At 70.7% G+C, this 14,780-nt stretch carries 17 protein-coding genes; 7 read left to right on the top strand and 10 right to left on the bottom strand.

Annotation, left to right across the window (positions count from 1 at the left end; translation table 11 throughout):
- Window positions 1-25: 25 nt before the first annotated feature.
- Window positions 26-1,264: a MurT ligase domain-containing protein gene (locus ACWFRU_RS13100; RefSeq protein ID WP_344519320.1), complete on the bottom strand. Its 1,239-nt coding sequence runs from the start codon at window positions 1,262-1,264 to the stop codon at window positions 26-28.
- A gap of 142 nt (window positions 1,265-1,406) precedes the next feature.
- On the opposite strand from ACWFRU_RS13100, the gene def reads away from it, so the two are divergent.
- The gene (def, locus tag ACWFRU_RS13095) at window positions 1,407-1,946 is read left to right on the top strand and encodes a peptide deformylase (RefSeq protein ID WP_453686305.1); all 540 of its coding nucleotides are present in this window, start codon (window positions 1,407-1,409) and stop codon (window positions 1,944-1,946) included.
- A gap of 31 nt (window positions 1,947-1,977) precedes the next feature.
- On the opposite strand, the gene ACWFRU_RS13090 is transcribed toward def, so the two are convergent.
- On the bottom strand, window positions 1,978-2,625 hold the full coding sequence (locus ACWFRU_RS13090; RefSeq protein ID WP_363207121.1) for a TetR family transcriptional regulator: 648 nt from the start codon (window positions 2,623-2,625) through the stop codon (window positions 1,978-1,980).
- 167 nt (window positions 2,626-2,792) lie between these two features.
- On the opposite strand from ACWFRU_RS13090, the gene ACWFRU_RS13085 reads away from it, so the two are divergent.
- The 3 genes from ACWFRU_RS13085 to ACWFRU_RS13075 all read left to right on the top strand — a co-directional run bounded on the left by ACWFRU_RS13085 (window position 2,793) and on the right by ACWFRU_RS13075 (window position 5,257).
- Window positions 2,793-4,019 (top strand): acyl-CoA dehydrogenase family protein, encoded by a 1,227-nt coding sequence (locus tag ACWFRU_RS13085; RefSeq protein ID WP_453686303.1) that lies wholly within the window; start codon window positions 2,793-2,795, stop codon window positions 4,017-4,019.
- Between the two features lie 96 nt (window positions 4,020-4,115).
- Window positions 4,116-4,559 (top strand): MarR family winged helix-turn-helix transcriptional regulator, encoded by a 444-nt coding sequence (locus ACWFRU_RS13080; protein WP_453686301.1) that lies wholly within the window; start codon window positions 4,116-4,118, stop codon window positions 4,557-4,559.
- A 101-nt stretch (window positions 4,560-4,660) separates the two neighbouring features.
- Window positions 4,661-5,257 (top strand): isochorismatase family protein, encoded by a 597-nt coding sequence (locus tag ACWFRU_RS13075; RefSeq protein WP_453686300.1) that lies wholly within the window; start codon window positions 4,661-4,663, stop codon window positions 5,255-5,257.
- Here ACWFRU_RS13075 and ACWFRU_RS13070 read toward each other — a convergent pair.
- From ACWFRU_RS13070 to ACWFRU_RS13055, 4 genes are all read right to left on the bottom strand, one after another.
- The gene (locus ACWFRU_RS13070) at window positions 5,220-6,017 is read right to left on the bottom strand and encodes a GNAT family N-acetyltransferase (RefSeq protein WP_453686298.1); all 798 of its coding nucleotides are present in this window, start codon (window positions 6,015-6,017) and stop codon (window positions 5,220-5,222) included. The two genes, ACWFRU_RS13075 and ACWFRU_RS13070, sit on opposite strands and share 38 nt — an antisense overlap.
- A gap of 54 nt (window positions 6,018-6,071) precedes the next feature.
- A complete protein-coding gene (locus tag ACWFRU_RS13065; protein ID WP_453686297.1) occupies window positions 6,072-7,124 on the bottom strand; it encodes a PhlD in 1,053 nt (350 codons plus the stop codon).
- A gap of 93 nt (window positions 7,125-7,217) precedes the next feature.
- The gene (locus ACWFRU_RS13060) at window positions 7,218-8,039 is read right to left on the bottom strand and encodes an MmyB family transcriptional regulator (RefSeq protein WP_453686295.1); all 822 of its coding nucleotides are present in this window, start codon (window positions 8,037-8,039) and stop codon (window positions 7,218-7,220) included.
- Window positions 8,040-8,484: 445 nt separating this feature from the next.
- Window positions 8,485-9,372 (bottom strand): Gfo/Idh/MocA family protein, encoded by an 888-nt coding sequence (locus ACWFRU_RS13055; protein WP_453686293.1) that lies wholly within the window; start codon window positions 9,370-9,372, stop codon window positions 8,485-8,487.
- Between the two features lie 222 nt (window positions 9,373-9,594).
- Here ACWFRU_RS13055 and ACWFRU_RS13050 point away from each other — a divergent pair, with 222 nt between their 5' ends.
- Both ACWFRU_RS13050 and ACWFRU_RS13045 read left to right on the top strand, forming a co-directional pair.
- A complete protein-coding gene (locus tag ACWFRU_RS13050) occupies window positions 9,595-10,254 on the top strand; it encodes a TetR/AcrR family transcriptional regulator (RefSeq protein ID WP_453686291.1) in 660 nt (219 codons plus the stop codon).
- Window positions 10,251-10,697, top strand: coding sequence for a cupin domain-containing protein (locus tag ACWFRU_RS13045; RefSeq protein ID WP_453686289.1), 447 nt, complete (start codon window positions 10,251-10,253; stop codon window positions 10,695-10,697). The genes ACWFRU_RS13050 and ACWFRU_RS13045 overlap by 4 nt, the downstream gene beginning before the upstream one ends.
- Here ACWFRU_RS13045 and ACWFRU_RS13040 read toward each other — a convergent pair.
- Window positions 10,670-11,617, bottom strand: a complete 948-nt coding sequence (locus ACWFRU_RS13040; protein WP_453686288.1) for a DMT family transporter — start codon at window positions 11,615-11,617, stop codon at window positions 10,670-10,672. The two genes, ACWFRU_RS13045 and ACWFRU_RS13040, sit on opposite strands and share 28 nt — an antisense overlap.
- Before the next feature lie 73 nt (window positions 11,618-11,690).
- On the opposite strand from ACWFRU_RS13040, the gene ACWFRU_RS13035 reads away from it, so the two are divergent.
- Window positions 11,691-12,308: a TetR/AcrR family transcriptional regulator gene (locus ACWFRU_RS13035; protein ID WP_453686287.1), complete on the top strand. Its 618-nt coding sequence runs from the start codon at window positions 11,691-11,693 to the stop codon at window positions 12,306-12,308.
- Window positions 12,309-12,337: 29 nt separating this feature from the next.
- Here ACWFRU_RS13035 and ACWFRU_RS13030 read toward each other — a convergent pair whose 3' ends face one another.
- The 3 genes from ACWFRU_RS13030 to ACWFRU_RS13020 form a co-directional block, all read right to left on the bottom strand.
- Window positions 12,338-12,664: a plasmid mobilization protein gene (locus ACWFRU_RS13030; RefSeq protein ID WP_453686285.1), complete on the bottom strand. Its 327-nt coding sequence runs from the start codon at window positions 12,662-12,664 to the stop codon at window positions 12,338-12,340.
- 284 nt (window positions 12,665-12,948) lie between these two features.
- Window positions 12,949-14,184, bottom strand: coding sequence for an RNA polymerase sigma factor (locus ACWFRU_RS13025; protein ID WP_453686786.1), 1,236 nt, complete (start codon window positions 14,182-14,184; stop codon window positions 12,949-12,951).
- Window positions 14,181-14,597, bottom strand: a complete 417-nt coding sequence (locus ACWFRU_RS13020; RefSeq protein WP_453686283.1) for a YciI family protein — start codon at window positions 14,595-14,597, stop codon at window positions 14,181-14,183. The genes ACWFRU_RS13025 and ACWFRU_RS13020 overlap by 4 nt, the downstream gene beginning before the upstream one ends.
- Between the last annotated feature and the right edge of the window lie 183 nt (window positions 14,598-14,780).

Below are 14,780 nucleotides of genomic sequence, written 5' to 3'. Positions count from 1 at the left end.
CGAGGGTCTAGAGGGTCCGGTGGGGTCAGTTGCCGACGCGGCGGCGCAGGTCCTGGAACGCGGTGTAGTTCGCGATGGTCTCGATGCGTCCGGGCGGCGCGAGCTGCACGGCCTCGTCGAGGGACTCGCAGACCCGGAAGTCCAGGCCCGCGACCTCAAGACGCACGGCGAGGTCCAGCTTGCGGTCGCCGAGCACGAAGATCGGGTGACCGGCCAGGCGCGTGTAGTCGACGTCCCACAGCCAGGAGGTGTCGGTGCCGTCGGCGCCGCGGGCGTTCACGGACAGGACCACCGGGGTGGGCGGCGGATCGATCAGCGAAAACGTTTCGAGCCAGCCCGCGGGGTTCTTCGCGAGGAGCAGGCGCAGGTCACGGCCCTGGAACTGCACGACGTCATAGCGTCCGGCGACGGCCTGCACCTGGTACATCCGCTCCAGGGCGACCTGCGGCGGCACACCGAAGACGGCGGCGACGGCGGCCGACGTGGTGGCGTTCGCCTTGTTCGCGCGGCCCGGCAGCTGCAGATGGATCGGCCAGGCCGAGCCGTGCGGGTCCAGGACGTGGTCGCCGGAGAGCACCCAGCTGGGCGCGGGGCGGCGGAAGCCGCACTCGCCGCAGAACCAGTCGTCGCCGGGTCGCTGCATCACACCACCGCAGGAGGGGCACGACCAGGCGTCGTCCTTCCACTCCTGTCCGGCGGCCACCCACACGACGTTCGGCGACGAGGACGCCGCCCAGACGACCAGCGGGTCGTCCGCGTTGGCGATCACGACCGCCTTGGAGCCGGCCAGGCCCTCGCGCCAGTTCTCGGCCATCATGCGGGTCTCCGCGGCGCGGTCCAGCTGGTCGCGCGAGAGGTTGAGCAGCGCGATCGCCTTGGGCTCCACGTCGCGGGCGACACCGGCGAGATACTTCTCGTCGACCTCGATCACGCCGAAACGGGCGTCCGAGCCGCCCGCGAGGGCCGAGGTGATCCCGGCCGGCATGTTCGCGCCCAGCGCGTTCGACACCACGGGCCCGCTGGCGCGCAGCGCCTCGGCGAGCAGCCGGGTTGTGGTCGTCTTGCCGTTGGTGGCGGAGACGAGCACCACGTCCAGGTGCGTGGCGAGACGCCCGAGCAGGTCGGGGTCGAGCTTGAGTGATACGCGGCCGCCGATCACCGATCCGCTGCCGCGGCCCGCCGCGCGCGACACCGCCGCGGCCGCCTTGCCCGCCGTCACGGCCAGCTTGGCCCGCGGCGACAGCGGGTCCGTGTTGCCTGCCATCAGTTCTGGATCCTCCTTGCTTACGGCGCCGCGCCTGCCCCCGGCAACGCGATGAACCTCAGCCTATCGAGATCCACTGTCCAGCCCGAACCGCGGCACCACCCCGACCCCGGGGTTCACCAAGGACCGTACCCTTGCGGCCATGCGACACGGCTCGATCCCGGGCGCCTCGGGGCGCGTACGACCTCTGACACTGCTCGGTGACCCCGTGCTGCACAAGCCCTGTGAGGAGGTCACCGACTTCGGTCCCGAACTGGCCCGGCTCATCGAGGACATGTACGCCACGATGTACGCCGCCCAGGGCGTGGGTCTGGCCGCCAACCAGATCGGCGTGAACCGGCGGGTCTTCGTGTACGACTGCCCGGACGACGACGATGTGCGTCATCTCGGGTACGTGGTGAACCCGCGCCTCGTGGAGGCCGACGGGGTGGTCGTGCGCGGACCGGAGGGCTGTCTCTCGCTGCCGGGCCTGGAGGCGGGCACGCCACGCTTCGACCACGCGGTGGTGGAGGGCGTCACGATGCTCGGTGAGCCGGTGCGGGTGCACGGGACCGGCTGGTTCGCGCGCTGTCTGCAGCACGAGTGCGACCACCTGGAGGGCGGCGTCTACACCGATCACGTCACGGGCTGGCGGCGGCGCAGGGTTCTGCGCGCCGCCGCCAAGGCGCCCTGGAGCAACTGACCTCCCGCGCCGGGCCGCCCCTGAGGAGTCTTCAGAAGCCGGGGCCGCCGACGCGGTCGCCCGCCGCCGCGAGGCGTCCCCACAGCAGGTCGGCCAGGCTGCTGACCAACTCGGCGCGCGGGCAGGGGCGTTCGCCCAGCCACCAGTCGCCCGCCGCGTGCATCATGCCGACGATGCCGTGGCCCCACACGCGCGCGAGCTGCGCGCTGCCCGGTCCGAGGTCGACCCGCTCCTCGATGACCTGCGCGAGCTCCTCGCCCATGCGGCGCAGGACGGGCGCGGAGTGCAGACCCACGTCGAAGCCCTGGTCGCCGGGGGCTGCGGCGTCCGAGGGGTGCATGAGGAAGCGGTAGACCTGCGGGCGGGCCTCGATCGCCGCGAGGTAGGTGTCCAGGGTCTGCTCGACCCGCTCGCGCCGCTCGGCCGGGGCGTCCAGGGCGGCCCGCAGCGCTTCGAGGAGTGCGTCGGTGTGCCGCTTGGCGAGCGCGGCGTACAGCCCGCCCTTGTCGCCGAAGTGCCGGTACAGGATCGGCTTGGTGATGCCGGCCTCCGCGGCGATGGCGTTCATCGAGGCACCGGGGCCGTCGCGGAGCACCACCCGGTCGGCGGCCTCCAGCAACTCGCGCCGCCGGCGCTCGGCAGACCGTTGCTGATCGGTCTGCTGTGTGGTGGTCTCCATAGCGATTCTCTCCCCGCCCGTGCGATTGCGTGACGCACGCGCAACGTAACACCCCGCGCGCGACGACGATCGAACGGGCGGCCGGGAGTTGACATCGGCTACCCGCCAGTAACAGACTCCAGTTACCGCAAGTAACGCACGTCTTCACCGCAGGTCCTGGAGGGGTTATGGCCGAGTTCACCATGGAGCTCAACGACGAACAGAAGGAGGTCCGGGACTGGCTCCACGGGTTCGCCGCTGACGTGATCCGGCCTGCCGCCGCCGAGTGGGACGAGCGCGAGGAGACCCCGTGGCCCATCATCCAGGAGGCGTCGAAGCTGGGGATCTACTCCCTCGACTTCTACGCCCAGCAGTTCTTCGACCCCACGGGCCTCGGCATCGTGATGGCCACCGAGGAGATCTTCTGGGGTGACGCGGGCATCGGCCTGTCCATCATGGGCACCGGCCTGGCCGCCGTGGGCGTGCTCGCCAACGGCACCGAGGAGCAGATCGGCACCTGGATACCGCAGATGTACGGCGACGTGAACGACGTCAAGGTCGCCGCCTTCTGCTCCTCCGAGCCCGACGCCGGCTCCGACGTGGCGGCGATGCGCACCCGCGCCGTCTACGACGAGGCCAAGGACGAGTGGGTCCTCAACGGCACCAAGACCTGGGCGACCAACGGCGGCATCGCCAACGTCCACGTCGTCGTCGCGGTCGTCGACCCCGAGCTCGGCTCCAAGGGGCACGCCTCCTTCATCGTCCCGCCGAACACCCCCGGCCTCTCCCAGGGTCAGAAGTTCAAGAAGCACGGCATCCGCGCCTCGCACACCGCCGAGGTCGTCCTGGAGAACGTCCGCGTCCCCGGCCACTGCCTGCTCGGCGGCAAGGACAAGCTCGACGAGCGCCTCGCCCGCGCCCGGGAGCGCGCCAAGACCGGCGGCGAGCGCGTGAAGAACGCCGCGATGGCCACCTTCGAGGCGTCTCGCCCGGCGGTCGGCGCCATGGCCGTCGGCACCGCGCGCGCCGCGTACGAAGAAGCCCTGGAGTACGCCAAGACGCGTACGCAGTTCGGTCGCCCGATCATCGACAACCAGGGCGTCGCCTTCCAGCTCGCCGACATGCGTACGCAGATCGACGCAGCCCGTCTGCTCGTCTGGCGCGCCTCGTGGATGGCGAGCACGGGCAAGAAGTTCGAGTCGGCCGAGGGCTCGATGTCGAAGCTGTACGCGAGCGAGGTCGCCAAGAAGGTCACCGCGCAGGCGGTGCAGATCCTCGGCGGCAACGGCTTCACGCGTGAGTACCCGGTGGAGCGGATGCATCGGGACGCCGCGATCTACACGATCTTCGAGGGCACGAGCGAGATCCAGCGTCTGGTGATCGCGCGCACGCTTTCGGGGATGCCGATTCGCTAGCCACCGCTGGGTGCCGCCTGGGGCGGGCAGATGGATCACGTAGGAGATAGACAGGCAAGTTTGCAAGTTTGCCTGTCTATCTCCTACGGTCGTTCCATGACCGACAAGCCCGGCGACCCGGCCCCCGAGCAGCTCGCCGCCGATCTCACGGCCGTGCTCGGACGCGTCGTGCGGCGGCTGCGGACGGCGTCACCCGGGGCCGGGCTCAGCGCATCGCAGCGCACCGTCCTCGCTCTCCTGGACCGGGAGGGGCCCGCCACCACGGCCGCCCTGGCCCGCACGGAACTCGTACGGCCGCAGTCGATGCGGATGACGGTGGGCGCCCTGGAGAGCATGGAGCTGGTCGAGCGCGCCCCCGACCCGAACGACGGGCGGCAGTCCGTCGTCTCGGTCACGGAGAAGGGGCGCCGCACCCTCGCGGACGCGCGCGCCGCCAAGCACGGCTGGCTGTCGGGCGCCATCGCCGACGGCCTCGATGCCGACGAGCAGCGCCAACTGGCCGACGCCGTCGTGCTGTTGGAGCGCCTGGTGCAGCAGTGAGAGTGCTGTTTCTGTTTCCGGCGCCTCCGAGACCGCCGAAGCCCGACGCCGCCGACGACCGGCTCCCCGGCCGCCCCCCCCACGCAAGAAAGATCTGAGCCATGACCGCCACCACCCTTGACCCCACCACGGCCCTCGTCCTCGTCGACCTCCAGAAGGGCATCACCGCCCTGCCCACGGCCCACCCCTCCGCGGAGATCGTCGAACGCTCGGCCCGTCTCGCCGGTGCCTTCCGCGAGCGCGGCCTGCCCGTGGTCCTCGTCCGGGTCACCGGCGGCGCCCCCGGGCGCACCGAAAGCCCCGCCCGCGGCGGCGACGTGCCCGCCGACTGGGCCGACCTGGTCCCCGAACTCGGCCGCCAGGAAAGCGACATCGTCGTCACCAAGCAGCAGTGGGGCGCCTTCTACGGCACCGACCTCGACCTCCAGCTGCGCCGCCGCGGCGTCACCCAGGTCGTCGTCGCCGGCATCGCGACGAGCATCGGCGTCGAGTCGACGGCCCGCGCGGCACACGAGCACGGCTACCACGTCACGGTCGCCGTGGACGCGGTGACCGACATGGACGCGCAGGCACACCGCAACAGCATCGAGAAGATCTTCCCGAGGCTCGGCGAGACGGACACGGCGGAGGCGATCGCGAAGCTGCTCCAGGCGTCCTGGATCAGTGCACCTGGGGCGCGTAGACGTACGGCGTCGTGACGCTCAGCGGTGCGAAGCCCAGGCGCCCCAGGATCGGGCGGCTGTCGTCGGAGGCGTCCACCTGGAGGTAGCGGTAGCCGCGGGCGGCGGCGATGCGGGTGCGGTACGCCACCAGGGCGCGGTAGATGCCCTTGCCCCGCCAGTGCGGTGCGGTGCCGCCGCCCCACAGGCCGACGAAGTCGGTGCCGGGGGAGAACTCCATCCGGGCCGAGCTCACCGGCACGTCACCGGCCATCGCGACCACCGCGACGATCGTGTCGGGGGCTTCGGTCAGCTGGGTGAGGACGCGCTGGGCGAGGCGTTCGCCGAGTGCCGAACTGCCCTCGCCGAAGGCCGCGTCGTGGGCGTCCGCCATGAGCCGTACGCCGGCCGCGTCGGTCACCGGGAGCAGGCTCACCCCCTCGGGCAGCTCGGGTTCCATGGGCAGATCGGCGACCTCCGCCACCATCACGGTCTCCGGCGGCTCCGGGACGAAACCGGCCGCACGCAGCCGGTCGGCGAGGTCGGCCGGGCGGTCGTGGGAGTGCAGCTTCCACTCGAACTCGCGCCGGAGAGAGGTGAAGTGGCGGACCTGCTCGGCGATGACGGCGTCCGCCGTGGCCTCGTCGATGTCCGCCCAGTGGACGCCGTTCCAGTCGTGCGCCGCGCCGGTCTGCCGGACGACGGCACCGTCCCGCTCGACGCGGGCACCGGGGCTGTCCGCCTGCGCCCCGCGCCGGATCTGCCGGTCGTACGCCGTCAGTACCGCTTGATGATCCATGCGGGCACTTCAGCAGTGGCGGTGGGGCGCGGCAACTGATTTTGCCGCGCGGGGTCAGGCTTGCCAGTGGCAGCGGAGGGCTGCGGTGATGAAGCCCGGGCCGTACGCCACGGCTACGCCGTGCGCACCGTCGTCGGGCGGGGTGGTGTGCGAACGCTCCAGCACCCTGAAGACGCTGACAGCACCCATGTTGCCCTCATCGGTGAGCGCGTCCACCGAGTGGTGCGCCGCTCTGGCGTCGAGGCCGAGTGCTTCCGTGGTGTCGGCGATGATGCGATGGCTGCCGGGGTGGATGACCGCGAAGTCGACGGGGCGCGGGCCGAGCCAGTCCACGAGGGCCGGGAGGGTCTTGGCAGCCGTGGACGGAGCCTGCTTGGTGGAATCGAAGTGCATTCCGTGTACGTCGAGTCGGCCCCTGTACCGATCGAGGCTGTCGGGCAGCGTGTATTCGAAGCTGTCGTCGATCGCGAGGCCGGAGGTCAGCGGGGTTCCGCTGACGACAGCGGCGGCACCGGCATCCGCGAACAACGCCTTGTAGATCATCGATTCAATGGTGGTTTCGGTGTGGTTGTACGAGGTCGAGAGGACTTCCGCCGCGACGACCAGTACCTTGCTGTCAGGCCGGACGGCGACGAGATCCGCTGCCCTGATCAGGCTTTGCACGCCGCCCGCGCAGGCAACCGTCGTCAGCGCCACGCGGCGCACGGTGGGACGCAGACCGAGCCGAGCAACCAGGTGCACGTCGAGGTTGGGGACCGCCCAGCCGGTGGAGTGCGTGGTGACGATCGCGTCGATGTCCTGCGCGGTCAACCCCGCCGTATCGAGGGCTGCCAGGGCGGCCTCCTCGGACAGCGCGACGGCGTCGTCGAACGCGGCCTGGGTGCGCTCGTGCACGTCGGCCGTGCCGGCGACCGTCGGAGAGTTCAGAGGACGGCTGAAATAGCGCGAGGAGACGCCGCAGTTGTCGACGACACGCAAGATCGCGGTGAGTCGTGGGTGACCGTGTTGACGTGCGCGTATGTCGTCGACGATCTCAGCGGTGGTGACTTTGTGGGCACCGAAGATGGTTCTGGGGGCGGAAATGAAGGCCGGCACGGTGGCTCCCACGTGGCTAGTCTTGGTGGGGGGTGCCGCTCAACGTACTTGACGTCGCCGAATCCCTGTCCCTGCGGACGCGAGATGGTTACGAGTCGGCGTGCGTCATGTCGCGCGGAGCACGCGTGCTCGTGTGTGCTTGCGCTGAGCACCCGGCTTGAAGATCAGGATGAACAGCCGGGCGCCGGGCGATGCCATGGGCTGGGCCACGCAGATGGTCACCCACCCCGGTCCGCGCTGCGCGTGGCGCAAGGGACGCTCGTGGCCGTCGGGGTGGATCAGAGCGCCGTCCGCCTCGTAGAGCCTGGCGATGACCGGATCGGTGAGGGCTTCCTTCTCGATACGGCGGAGGATCTCGTCGTCCGGCCGGGAGGTGAGCGCGGCACGCAATTGGGGCAGAACCATGGGTGCCCACGCGGTGTGCCAGTCCGTCAGGGACTCACGGCCGACGGGGTCGAGCAGCATCCAGCGCATGGTGTTGCTCGGGACGTTGCCCTGGGGAAAGAGTGCGGCGAAGGCGTCGTTGTGGGCGAGGAGTTCCCACGAGGCGTCGACGACGTAAGCCATGTGACTGACGCCGTCGACAGCTTCTTGCCACGACCCGGAGATTTCCTTGCCGGAGGACGAGTACAGCGGTCCCGGCGGGTCCTGCAACAACGCGAACCGGCAGAGCGACACCCACTCCTGCTCGTTGAGCCCGAACAGCAGCGCGACATCCCGCAGCAGCGAGGCCGGGGGATTGGGGTAACTGCCCGACTCCAGGCGGTGGTACGTGCCGATGGCGCGGTGCAGCAGCTGGTCGACCTGGTGCTGGGAGAGGCCGCGGGCGCGTCGCCCCTGGCCCGTGGGGCGGCTGAAGCCGTGCGATTCGGGGGCTATGAGGGCGCGTCGTTCGCGGAGCAGAGCGCGGAGCGCCGTCTTGTTCATGTGGGTAATCCCTCTTGGTGCACGCCGAGTTGAGCATCAGCAGTCTAAATATTCTCACCAGCTTTGGTAGTAAAGATTGCCCGAAGAAAAACGATCAGCGGATGCGGCACCATGGCTGGAGCGGGACCACCGACCTGCGAGTTCCGGTGTCGGTGGGCACGCGGACACAAGTGTGGGGCGCCTTGGCCGAGGAGCTTGAAATTGGCTGAAATTCCTCGGCGTCGGGTACCCCCTAGGCCCATTGGGCCGCTGCGGGAAGAGTATGGATCGGTTGTTCGTATTCCGATGTGTGTGGTCGGAAACGTCGCACTCGGGACGTACGTGGCGTGACTTCCCGGACCGGTTCCTGGGTCCACTGGCTGCGGCCGGTGCCGTCACTCGCCATTACGTAGCGGCCACGGTACCGGCCGCCCGCGGTCGTCCCCGGGCGGTGCACCCGGGGGAGTCAACCGGCGGAGAGCTGCTCCTCGGCCCGGGCCAGAACCTCCGTCACGCGCAGACCGAATCGCACGTCACAGGCGTGTGACCGGCCGGATCGCGCCGACTCGACGAGCGCGTCGACCGCGCCGCGGAAGGCGTCGAGTGCCTCACCCCCGGTCGGCATCAGCGCCGTTCCCGCCTCACCGCGCAGCTCCACCGCCACCCCCGCGGCCTTCGGCGGTGTGCTCAGGCTCAGTGTCGCCGTGCTCGACGCCCCGCCGCTGTGCCGCAGGACCAGATGGACCACGTCCGCCTGTCCCGCCGCAGCCGTCACGTCGGTGACATCGCCGAGCACCGGCATCAGGATCGACAGGGCGTGCGGGCCGACGTCCCACAGGCCACCCCGCCGCGCCCGCCATGGCGAGGAGAACGGGCTGGTCCCGTCCGCCGCGTAGAACGAGCCGTACCAGTCGGCGCGGCCCGTGAACCAGCCCTCCGTCGCCGCCTGCTCCGTCACCCAGGCCGCCGTCGGCCCGGCGAAGCGCAGCGTGAAGAAGACGACGGACGCCACCCGGGCCGCCTCGGCGGCCGCCGCGAGGTCGCGCGCCGCGGCCACCGTCGTCGCGACCGGCTTGTCCAGGAGCAGATGGCAGCCCGCCGCCGCGGCGCGTGTGGCCAGCGGTGCCTGCACGTCCGGCGGTACGGCGAACGCCACGGCGTCGCTCGCGGCGAACAGCTCGTCCACCTCCGCGTACGCCGTGGCCGCGTGCGTCGACGCCAGCGCGGCCGCCGCGTCGGGCCGCCGCCCCCACACGCCGGAGAGCTCCACGTCGGGGTGCGCGGCGAGCGCGGGAGCGTGCGTGGACGAGGCCCAGGGACCCGTGCCGACCAGTCCAATTCGCCATCTCTTCATGGTCGGCATTATGGCTGACTCCATACCGTCGGCTGCGGTGATGCCCAGTGGCCGCACGGCAGTTGGCCGCTCTTCGCCCTTGTTCCCAAGGCTTCGATGGCTTGATCTCGTTTCCGAAGTCGGCGGTGGTGAAAGCCCATTCACCGGCTATGGTGAATTCCCATTCACTTCATTTCCCCTTCCTTCACTTCTCCGGAGTTTCGTGCCCACGCTGGAGTGATCATGAAGTTCGCCCCGATATCTTCCGCAGATAGCACAGGCATATGCGCCCGCCGCGACGCCGATGCGACGAAAGCCGCCATCATGCGCGCCGCCCGGTACCTCCTGGCCCGGCACGCGCACGCCGACATCACGCTCAGGGCCGTGGCCGAGCGGGCCGGCGTGAGCGCGCCGCTGATCCTGAAGTACTTCGGCAACAAGGACGCGCTCTTCGCCCGCGTCATGTCCTTCGAGACCGACGCCGAGGCGCTGCTGGACGCGCCCCTCGCCGTCCTGGGCCGCCACATGGTCCGCCATCTGCTGACCGGCCAGGCCGAGCACGGCGCCGACCCCATCCTGCGGATCGTCTTCGCGCCGCTCCACCGGGAGCAGGGCGACACCCTGCGCGACAACTTCCGTACGCAGGTGGTGGACCGGCTCCGCGAGCGCCTCGAAGGACCGGACGCGGGGGTACGCGCCGAGCTGGCGGTGGGCACGCTGCTCGGCCTCGGCGTGATGTACGGGATAGCCCGCGGACCGCACGTGCGCGGCACGCCCGTCGCCGAGATCACCGAGCGGTACGCACCCACCGTGCAAGCTTTCCTCACGCCCCCCGAGGGGCACCCCCTCGCCCCCGCCGTCCCCGCCGACCCCGCCGACCCTCGAAACGGAGAGCACGCATGAACGACGCGAGTGAACGCCCCGCCCTGGCGAGCGAGTTGGGCATGGAGCCGCACCCCGAAGGCGGCTGGTTCGTCGAGACCTGGGCGTCGGACCACTCCTTCACGCCCGCCGGTTACCCCGGTACCCGTACAGCTGCCACCGCCATCTACTTCCTGCTATGTCCGGGGGAGGAGTCCCGCTGGCACGTGGTGCGCTCGGACGAGATCTGGCTGTGGCACCGCGGCGGCCCGCTCGATCTGCGCCTGGGAGGAGACGGCGAGTTCCCCAAGGAGGGTGCGGCGCCCATGCGCCTGGGTCCGGGCGTCGAGCGCGGCGAGCGCCCGCAGATCCTGGTGCCGGGCGGGGTGTGGCAGGCGGCGCGTCCCTCCGGTGACGAACCGGTCCTGGTGAGCTGCCTCGTGGCGCCCGGTTTCGACTACGCGGACTTCCGGCTCGCGGACTGACGTGGTGTCGCGGTCCGGGGCGGCTCCTGCGACGACCGCACCACCGATGGCCCGGAGCTTTTGCCGCGGTGCACGACGCAGACCGCCGCGAGCCCGACCGCGAGGCCCAACGCCGTCTGGACGCCGAAGTGTTCGCCGAACATCAGGGCTCCCCACAGGGCCGTGACCGGCGCCATCAGGAACATGAGCGTGTTGACCTGCGTGACCCCGGAGCGCCGCAGGATCAGCCAGTACAGCCCGTACCCGCCGAAGGTGGAGAGCGTCACCAGCCAGCTGATCGCCACCCAGAACGACGTCTCGGCCGGCGGTGTCGCGGCGCCCGCGCCCACGGCCAGCGCCGTGAAGATGACGGCGCTGGTCACGCAGTGGACCGTCATGGAGACCGCCGGGGCGACCGGGCGGGGGGAGCGGCGGTCCAGGAAGGTCGCCGCGACCAGCGAGAACATTCCGAGGAACGGCACCGCGTAGGCCCACCAGGGAGCATCGGTGCCGGCCGTGGCGTCCGCCGCGGTCACGACGACGACTCCGGTCACGCCGAGTGCGAGGCCCACCCACTGGGTGCGCGAGACGTACTGGCCGAGCAGTGGTCCGGCCAGCGCGCCCGCCACCAGTGGCTGGGTGCCGTCGATCAGGGCGGTGGTGCCGCTGGAGACGCCGAGCTGGATCGCGTAGTACACGGTGAGCAGGTAGCCGCTCTGTGACAGCGCGCCGACCGCGGCCTGCCGTATCGCGTCACGGGCCGTGAAGCCGCGCCAGGACGCCCGCGCCACGGTGAGGGCGACGACCGCGAGCACGAGGGCCAGCGGCAGGAACCGCCACATCAGGACCGTCACGGCGGAGGCGCTCCCGGCGCCCAGCTTGGCCCCGATGAAACCCGAGCTCCAGGTCAGGACGAACGCGGTCGAGAGCAGGACGTTCATGTCGTTCCTCCGAGCGAGGTATACAGATCTGTCTACTCCTCGCCGAGTATACAGATCGGTTTACCATGGGGGCATGACCGAGCTGCTGAGTGAGATCGTGAAGGACGCCGGCGGAGCCGGCGGCGCACCGCGCAGGATCGTCCTGACGCCGGCCGCGCGGCGCGCGCTCGACGCCGCGAGCACGCTGTTCTACGAGCGCGGGATCCACGCCGTCGGGGTGGACCTCATCGCCGCCGAGGCCGGTGTCACCAAGAAGACGCTCTATGACCGCTTCGGCTCCAAGGAGCAGATCGTCGTCGAGTATCTGGCGGCCCGCGACGAGCGCTGGCAGGCCTTCCTCGCGCCGTACGTCGAGGCCGCGACCACTCCGCGGGCCAAGATCCTGGCGGTTTTCGACGCCTCACGCGACTGGGCCGACGCCAACAGCACCAAGGGCTGCAGCATGGTCAACGCGCACGTCGAGATCAGTGACCCCGCGCACCCCGCGTATCGGGTCATCGCCGGCCAGAAGGCGTGGATGCTGGCCCTGTTCACCGCTCTCGCCCGCGCCGTCGCGCCCGGGCGGGCGGCGGAACTCGGCCGGGCGCTCATGCTGCTGCACGAGGGCGCCTTGGTCGCCCACGGCCTGCGCATCTTCCCGGACGCGATGGATCACGCCCGCGAGGAGGCGGCAGCACTGCTCCCGGCCTGAGTCCGACGGGCCCAGGCCTCACCGCAGTCTCATTGCCCCGAGCAGTTGCGGACCGTCGGCTGCGGCGGGACCCGGTCCTCGGCGTCAGGCTCCGCCGTGGTCGCGAGGGTGTCGAGGAAGCGCTGGAGAGCGGGCGCGCCCCCCGGCCCCAGGCTGCGGCGGATGGGCGGCACGGTCGCCGGGGCTTCCGAACCGCGCCGGGTTCCGGCGGTGGGGCAGGGCGCTTCCGTGGCGTCGACGGTCACGGCCCGGCGTATGAACTCGTCGACCGGGAGCCCGAGCTGTTCCGCGTTCCGCAGGACCGCCTCGTACTCGTCGGGCGTGAACAAGACCTGCACAGGCTTGGCACCGTCCATGAACGCATGATGCCGCTCGGGGGGTGCGCCGCGCGGTGCGGTTGGCATATTCGCCCTCGAAGGCGTGAAACGGCCCCGAACGGACATGAACGGTCGGAAATAAAGGTAGGCCCCGACCGGACGGGGGAATCGCGATCGGGACCTACGCACTGTTCAACGGTGAACCAATACGCGGTGTTCCCAGGTGGAGAGGTTGTCGCTGTGAGCTGCGTTACGTGACGAGCAGTATCCAGGCATGATCGGTGCGTCAGTGCGAATGGCAACGCGCGTCTCGTGCTCCGTCCTCAGGGCGACAGCAGGCGGGCCGCGCGCATCTGCAGGTAGCGCGTCTCGGGGATGCTCAGCGTGCGCTTGGCCGCCGATCGGTAGGCGGCGCGGGCCGCTTCCGTCTCGCCCGCCCGCTCCAGGAGATGGGCGCGCACGGCATCGAGCCGGTGATGGCCCGCAAGCCGGTCCTCCAGCGCCGCCACTTCGGCAAGCCCGGCGCGCGGTCCGTGCACCATGGCGAAGGCCACGGCCCGGCTGAGCTCGGCCATGGGTTCGGGAAAACGGCGTACGAGGATGTCGTAGAGGGCCAGGATCTGCGGCCAGTCGGTGTCGTCGGCGCGCGCGGCCTCGTCGTGCAGCGCGGCGATCGCGGCCTGCAACTGGTAGGCGCCCGCCGGGCCCTGGGACAGGGCCAGTTCGACCAGACCGCAGCCCTCCTCGATCGCGCGCCGGTCCCAGCGTGAGCGGTCCTGCTCGTCGAGCGGGATGAGTTCCCCGTGCGGGCCCGTACGTGCCGCGCTGCGGGCCTCGGTGAGCAGCATCAGCGCGAGCAGCCCGGTCACCGCGCCCTCGTCGGGCAGCAGCGTGCGCACGGACCGGGTGAGCCGGATCGCCTCCCGGGCCAGATCCGAGCGGTGCAAGGCGCTGCCGGAGGTCGCGGTGTACCCCTCGTTGAAGATCAGGTAGAGCACCTGCAGCACCACCGCGAGCCGCTGGTCACGGTCCTTCGGGCCAGGCTGCCGGAACGGCACACCCTTGACCTTGGCCTTCGCCCTGCTGATGCGCTGCGCCATCGTCGCCTCGGGCACGAGATGCGCGCGGGCGATCTCGGCCGTGGTCAGTCCGCCGACCGCGCGCAGCGTGAGGGCGACCTGCGCGGCAGGGCTCAGCCCCGGCTGGCAGCACAGGAAGAGCAGGGTCAGGGTGTCGTCGTCGGACGGCGCGCGGCTCTCGCCCGGCGGGGGCGCCGTGAAGGCGTCCCGGGGCGAGAGCTGGGCGGCCTCCTCCTCGCGCCTGCGCCGGGCCTCGTCACTGCGCAGCTGATCCATGAGCCGCCGCGACGCGACCCTGATCAGCCAGCCGCGCGGGTTCTCCGGGACGCCCTGCTCGGGCCACTGCCGCGCCGCGGCGAGCAGCGCCTCCTGCACGGCGTCCTCGGCCTCGCCGAAGTGCCCGTACCGGCGCATGAGCGCGCCGAGGACCTGCGGCGCGTGCAGGCGCAGCAGGTCCTCGACCGCGGCTGTGCTGTTCAGGACGCGTCGTCCGGGCCGCCCATGATGGGGCGGATCACCACGGGATAGTTCGGGGCGCCGTCGGGGATCGGGCACTGCTGGATGCGGTTGGCGATCTCGGTGACGCGGTCCAGGCTCTCGCACTCCAGGACCCAGTAACCGGCGAGGACTTCCTTCGTCTCGCCGTAGGGACCGTCCGTGATGACCGGGCGGCCCTCCTTGTCCACGTCGACCAGGCGGGTCCGGGCGGGCTCGGCGAGACCCTGCCCGTCGACCAGCTCACCGGACTCGGCCAGGTCGTTGTTGAGCGCCCCCATGAAGGCGAACATCGCCTGCAGGTCCTTCTCGCTCCACGCCGGGCTCGTCGCGTTGGCCTTGCCGCTCTGCGCCTCGTAGTCCGCCTGCGTGCCCTGCACCATCACCAGGTACTTCATGACGTCTCTCCTCGACTGTGCGGTGGTCACCCCTTGTGGGCAACTCTCACAGGGGACGTCGGGGCCGACCACCTGTTCTCGACATTACGCCGGAAGAAAATCTGTGACTTCTTGAAAAGTGCCGCCCGGACCCCGCCCACCAGGAGTTTTCGGTGGTCCCCGAACCGATGCGCGGCTACGGTC

It is taken from the genome of Streptomyces sp. NPDC055099 (assembly GCF_053607685.1).
The sequence above is the reverse complement of the archived record's forward strand: the minus strand, read 5'-3'. Positions and strand labels throughout refer to the sequence as shown.

Bases quoted from the DNA above. Each gene is read 5' to 3' on its own strand.
- ACWFRU_RS13100 (WP_344519320.1), bottom strand. From the start codon at position 1,264: ATGGCAGGCAACACGGACCCGCTGTCGCCGCGGGCCAAGCTGGCCGTG.
- def (WP_453686305.1), top strand. From the start codon at position 1,407: ATGCGACACGGCTCGATCCCGGGCGCCTCGGGGCGCGTACGACCTCTG.
- ACWFRU_RS13090 (WP_363207121.1), bottom strand. From the start codon at position 2,625: ATGGAGACCACCACACAGCAGACCGATCAGCAACGGTCTGCCGAGCGC.
- ACWFRU_RS13085 (WP_453686303.1), top strand. From the start codon at position 2,793: ATGGCCGAGTTCACCATGGAGCTCAACGACGAACAGAAGGAGGTCCGG.
- ACWFRU_RS13080 (WP_453686301.1), top strand. From the start codon at position 4,116: ATGACCGACAAGCCCGGCGACCCGGCCCCCGAGCAGCTCGCCGCCGAT.
- ACWFRU_RS13075 (WP_453686300.1), top strand. From the start codon at position 4,661: ATGACCGCCACCACCCTTGACCCCACCACGGCCCTCGTCCTCGTCGAC.
- ACWFRU_RS13070 (WP_453686298.1), bottom strand. From the start codon at position 6,017: ATGGATCATCAAGCGGTACTGACGGCGTACGACCGGCAGATCCGGCGC.
- ACWFRU_RS13060 (WP_453686295.1), bottom strand. From the start codon at position 8,039: ATGAACAAGACGGCGCTCCGCGCTCTGCTCCGCGAACGACGCGCCCTC.
- ACWFRU_RS13055 (WP_453686293.1), bottom strand. From the start codon at position 9,372: ATGAAGAGATGGCGAATTGGACTGGTCGGCACGGGTCCCTGGGCCTCG.
- ACWFRU_RS13050 (WP_453686291.1), top strand. From the start codon at position 9,595: ATGAAGTTCGCCCCGATATCTTCCGCAGATAGCACAGGCATATGCGCC.
- ACWFRU_RS13045 (WP_453686289.1), top strand. From the start codon at position 10,251: ATGAACGACGCGAGTGAACGCCCCGCCCTGGCGAGCGAGTTGGGCATG.
- ACWFRU_RS13040 (WP_453686288.1), bottom strand. From the start codon at position 11,617: ATGAACGTCCTGCTCTCGACCGCGTTCGTCCTGACCTGGAGCTCGGGT.
- ACWFRU_RS13035 (WP_453686287.1), top strand. From the start codon at position 11,691: ATGACCGAGCTGCTGAGTGAGATCGTGAAGGACGCCGGCGGAGCCGGC.
- ACWFRU_RS13030 (WP_453686285.1), bottom strand. From the start codon at position 12,664: ATGGACGGTGCCAAGCCTGTGCAGGTCTTGTTCACGCCCGACGAGTAC.
- ACWFRU_RS13020 (WP_453686283.1), bottom strand. From the start codon at position 14,597: ATGAAGTACCTGGTGATGGTGCAGGGCACGCAGGCGGACTACGAGGCG.